At 46.1% G+C, this 796-nt stretch carries 2 protein-coding genes; both read left to right on the top strand.

Annotated features, from left to right (window positions below):
* Positions 1 to 222, top strand: a 222-nt coding sequence (locus A3735_RS30685) for a hypothetical protein (protein ID WP_197485802.1), incomplete at its 5' end; no start/stop codon positions are given.
* A 2-nt stretch (positions 223 to 224) separates the two neighbouring features.
* On the top strand, positions 225 to 796 hold a 572-nt coding region (locus A3735_RS09455; protein ID WP_068637990.1), incomplete at its 3' end, for a histidine phosphatase family protein.

Here is a 796-nt window from a genome sequence, read left to right as displayed (position 1 = left end):
CAAGAATGCTTACAGCCCGAGCACTATCATAAGATGATGATGCTTTTTATTAAACATGGAGACCTGCCTAAAGCTGAGCAAGCCTTCTTGTTTCTCGAACTTGCTGGCAACCAACATATTACACAAGATGCTTGCCTCTTGCTTATTCAGGAGTTCAAAATAAGGCATACTGCTGCTAAACAACAGCAATATGAAATGCTACTCGAGCGACTCAAGGCTTAGTTATGAAAGCAAGCACTTTCGACCTAATCAGACATGGCGAACCCGTTGGTGGACAACTACTACGAGGTTCACAAGACGACCCCTTATCAGACTTGGGCTGGCAGCAAATGCACGACAGTGTAGGGGGTCATAAACCCTGGACCCGGATAGTGACTTCACCATTAAGTCGCTGTCAGGCCTTTGCCAATAAGCTAGGGGAAGACCTAAGCCTCTGCGTCGACATAAACCCGATGTTTCGTGAAATTTCCTTTGGTGAATGGGAAGGAAAGAGCGTCAAAGAACTGATGAAACACGACCCAAAGGCATTAAGAAACTACTGGGAAGACCCCGATAATCACGCTCCCCAAGGCTCCGAGCGAATGTCTGATTTCATTCAGCGTATTCATACAGCTTGGGAAGCCTTAGTGCTCGAATATCAAACTGAGCATACTTTACTTGTATGCCATGGGGGCGTTATCCGAGCTATATTAACCCACGTACTAGGTATGCCTAGTGACAGGCTTTGGAATATTGATGTACCTTATGCCAATGTAAGCCGACTCGCTTATCATCACTTTCCCGATGGCGGTCATAC

The sequence above is a fragment of the Oleiphilus sp. HI0061 genome (assembly GCF_001635675.1).
Note: the sequence above shows the minus strand (reverse complement) of the source record. Positions and strands in the feature narration are given on the sequence as shown.